Origin of the sequence: Argonema antarcticum A004/B2 (assembly GCF_023333585.1) — a bacterium.
Lineage (GTDB): Bacteria > Cyanobacteriota > Cyanobacteriia > Cyanobacteriales > Aerosakkonemataceae > Argonema > Argonema antarcticum.
Genome location: NZ_JAIQZN010000201.1, coordinates 1 through 3,366, shown reverse-complemented (window position 1 = coordinate 3,366; position 3,366 = coordinate 1). Strand labels below are relative to the sequence as shown.

The window sequence follows — 3,366 nt, the reverse complement described above, 5'->3', positions numbered from 1 at the left end:
TACCTAAAAAATCTACCACATTTTGACTGCAACACCGCCAAAGCCTTATTTAACCGTTGGTTTTTGACTACCTGCCCCTTAAAGGGCAGGTAGTCAAAAACCAATATTAGAGAGGCTTTGGTAGTTTTTGGAGATGTCTAATGGACTACCACTCTGGTACTGCTACCCCCCAAATCTAGGGTCAAGCCCGTTTTGTTGCTAGTTCTGCTCATATTTCATCGTTAAATACCTTTGTTAAAAAACTTATCAAGCCCTACATCGCACCTGACTATACCCTGAGTATTCTTTTCTTCTATCGCTTTTGGCGTAAACTAGATTTTGTTAAATTTTTATGAAAATTCTAAATTTACCTCAATTAAATTTGTCCCATTGCTAAATTCTATTTTTGAGTGCATCTAAGTATTTCTATCTATAAGTAAACCCAAGGAAAATCCAGGATTATCAAGGTAAACTAAGGATTGATTGGCCATTGTTGTTCGCTTTTTTCCTTAGTTTTCCTTATGCCGACACTCTCGTTTTTTGCCGTGAGAGAGGGGAGCAAGCAGTGGCGGTATGTACATCTCTCCCTTCGTAGAATAATCAATTGCCGCCACAGCTTGTTGGGGGATACCCCCAAACCCCCGTCTGTGTATTGGTAATAAAGTTTTATGCTAACTGAATCAGCCTTTCAATTCGCTCCCGAACCAATCTACCCCGGCCTGCATTTCTAGCCGCAGGCGAAAGAAAAGCTGGTATAACTTCCCAAATGGCTTCTCGTTCATTTCTAAACCATGCTGATAAAAACTTCCTTACCTCAGCATCAGCTTGTTGCACTTCCACTTCTAAACGGTCACACCCGTCTAATAGTGCTACGATGTCTTCAATATCTGCACTAAAATAAAAACTTCTCTGCCCTCTCCCGATAAAAGCTTCTATCTTTGATGCCAGCAAATAAGGCACCGAAAATATTTGAATAACTCTTCCGTTTGAAAGTTCGTAAGGAATAGAATTTGCTATCCCCGGTGTATACCAACGATTAGAAAATCCTAACACCGACTCATCACAAGGCATCACATCAACTGTAATATCCTCATATCGCCAGCGACACAATGGCGCACCTGGGTCTGTACTTTCTTCCAGTCCAAGCGATCGCAGTAATTCTGAAAATTGATAATATTCAGTACGAGAGGAAATTTCTACCACGCAGTCTACATCATCTGTAGGTCGAATATCAGGAGCGGAAACATCGTCCAAGTAAAGTGATATCGTCGCACCTCCAGTAAACACAACCGTCTGCGGCACAGCAGCCAGAACTGCTGCTACCTTTTGGAGCATATAAAGCAAGTTGATTCATGATGCCGTTACCCTTCGTTCTAATTCCTGTTGCGCCAAACGTTGTTCTCTTACTCGCCCCACCCGAATTGCATCAATTAGACTCAGCAATACATAAAGTTCCCGGTCATTTTTAGCTGCTATCGGCACAGAACGGTACAACGGCTCAATTGCCTGTCCCCTTACCTCTCCAGTTGGGTCAGGCCAAACGTAGGCATCAGAGGGGTCAACTACCAACAAGCTTTTCAACGGTTCAGCCGAATGTGCGGTAGGCAGTCCCCGCGATATGGGGCCAGGTTGTCCGGGGTAGACGTATTTTAGTCCGTGAATGAGAAACTCCAGCAAGGCGTGCTTGAAAACTTGACGGTTTTCAGCATCGTAAAGACGGCTGACTGAGCATCTTTTCAATGCGGCATGAACTTCCGATCCACTCATCCATACACTGGAAGCTAGCGTGGTGTACGTCCATTCTTCCGAATGCAGGCTGTGAACTTTGAGTAAAACGACTATATCTTGGGGTTTGAGCATTTAGTTTTGGTTAAAGCGATCGCTCTAGTCTCATTCTATATTCGCGAATCATGAATAGCAAATAAATTTGTTGCATATTCAGAAGGTATTGCTAAAGCGATAGAACCGCACATCGCTTTTGTTAGAGGCTCATCTTTTCAGTCAAGGGGCAAACTATAAGGACGTTTCTCTTGACACTCTCGATGACAGCCAAACTCAACCAAAAAACCAAACAACGCACCATCCAATTTAAACTAATGCTTACTTCACAAGAAAAGGAAGCATGGTCAGCTATTGCCTCAAAAGCTGGCTTAGACATTTCCGAATTAGTAAGGCGACGAATGGCAGGCTGTCGGATTCGTACCGTTCCAGAAGCCAACTGGCAGTGCTATTGGCAACTATTGAAAATTGGCACAAATATCAATCAAATTGCCAAAGCACAGAATACTGCACTAGCAGATGGAACGATTCCACCTCCAATCGACTCCATCCCTTTTGAACGCTTGCTTCGACAAATCGACCGCTTGCGCTTGCATTTAATTTTAGGTGCAGATAATGAACCTTCTGAAGATGATTTGATAGAAGAAAGTGATGATTGGGAAAATTGGTAAAGGTAAAGGTTTCGCCGGGTTAACTAAGTACATTCTAGAAAAAGAAGAGGCCGAACTGCTTTGCACTAACTTAGCTGGCGAAACACCGCAAGATTTCTACAGGCAATTATCTGCCACTGGCCAACTTAATAAGAGAGTGCAATCTCCCGTATCACACATCAGCATTAGTTTTGCACCCGATGAAAAACCTGCCAATGAACAGTTAAAGCAGATTGTAGAAGGTACGCTGACGGGAATGGGTTTTGATAAAAACCTGTACTTCGCCGCCACACATAGCGATCGCAATCATTTTCACTTGCATATTGCCGAATTCGGTATGCTGCTAAAAAGGGATGTCAGCATCAGGTTTGTAATTTCAGTGATGCGGAAAAACAAGCTTTTTTGAATCAACAAGAAAACTATAGCCAACTAAAACAAGTCACACATCAACAATTGGAATTGTAAGCTGTCTGAGACTATCATGTTATGATTGCCTTAGTGAACTACAAGTATTAGGCAGCCCATTTCATCGGGAGTCATGCCCAGGTTTGGGTAAGTAATCTGCTAGCAATTCCTCCCAAAATTGAGTCATCAAATTACCTTTTTTACATTGGTTCAGATACTGCCAGTATTGAGCTACTGCCGACAGGGTAATCATGTTAGTTACGCAACGATTTTGCATCTCCACTTCCCGGAAGGTTTCTCCTATCTCTCTCAAGAAACTCTTTACTTTCAAAGGAGGTTTTTTGACTGCTACCTCTGCTTGTCTTAAAGTCATGGCTATTTCTCCATTTTCCAAGTTATAGCTAACGATTTTCAGGTATTTGTAATACAGCTTAGTTCGCCCGATCGCTCTCAGCACAGGCGAATGGCTACAGTTTTTGTAACCGTTCAGGGGGTGCGCCTGCGGCGCACCACCCCAAGAGGAGTTGTAAAGATTTTGGAGAAAAAAAGTGGG

At 42.9% G+C, this 3,366-nt stretch carries 5 protein-coding genes; 2 read left to right on the top strand and 3 right to left on the bottom strand.

Annotated features, from left to right (window positions below):
• Positions 1 to 645 precede the first annotated feature (645 nt).
• Positions 646 to 1,314: a nucleotidyl transferase AbiEii/AbiGii toxin family protein gene (locus LAY57_RS35160; protein WP_249072057.1), complete on the bottom strand. Its 669-nt coding sequence runs from the start codon at positions 1,312 to 1,314 to the stop codon at positions 646 to 648.
• Positions 1,315 to 1,329: 15 nt separating this feature from the next.
• The gene (locus LAY57_RS35155) at positions 1,330 to 1,839 is read right to left on the bottom strand and encodes a hypothetical protein (RefSeq protein WP_249072055.1); all 510 of its coding nucleotides are present in this window, start codon (positions 1,837 to 1,839) and stop codon (positions 1,330 to 1,332) included.
• A 182-nt stretch (positions 1,840 to 2,021) separates the two neighbouring features.
• On the opposite strand from LAY57_RS35155, the gene LAY57_RS35150 reads away from it, so the two are divergent.
• Positions 2,022 to 2,429: a plasmid mobilization protein gene (locus LAY57_RS35150; RefSeq protein ID WP_249072052.1), complete on the top strand. Its 408-nt coding sequence runs from the start codon at positions 2,022 to 2,024 to the stop codon at positions 2,427 to 2,429.
• Complete coding sequence (locus tag LAY57_RS35145) at positions 2,410 to 2,814, top strand: relaxase/mobilization nuclease domain-containing protein (RefSeq protein ID WP_249072050.1); 405 nt, start codon at positions 2,410 to 2,412, stop codon at positions 2,812 to 2,814. The genes LAY57_RS35150 and LAY57_RS35145 overlap by 20 nt, the downstream gene beginning before the upstream one ends.
• A 120-nt stretch (positions 2,815 to 2,934) precedes the next feature.
• Here LAY57_RS35145 and LAY57_RS35140 read toward each other — a convergent pair.
• On the bottom strand, positions 2,935 to 3,366 hold a 432-nt coding region (locus LAY57_RS35140), incomplete at its 5' end, for a hypothetical protein (RefSeq protein WP_249072049.1).

Bases quoted from the DNA above. Each gene is read 5' to 3' on its own strand.
- LAY57_RS35160 (WP_249072057.1), bottom strand. From the start codon at position 1,314: ATGCTCCAAAAGGTAGCAGCAGTTCTGGCTGCTGTGCCGCAGACGGTT.
- LAY57_RS35155 (WP_249072055.1), bottom strand. From the start codon at position 1,839: ATGCTCAAACCCCAAGATATAGTCGTTTTACTCAAAGTTCACAGCCTG.
- LAY57_RS35150 (WP_249072052.1), top strand. From the start codon at position 2,022: ATGACAGCCAAACTCAACCAAAAAACCAAACAACGCACCATCCAATTT.
- LAY57_RS35145 (WP_249072050.1), top strand. From the start codon at position 2,410: ATGATTGGGAAAATTGGTAAAGGTAAAGGTTTCGCCGGGTTAACTAAG.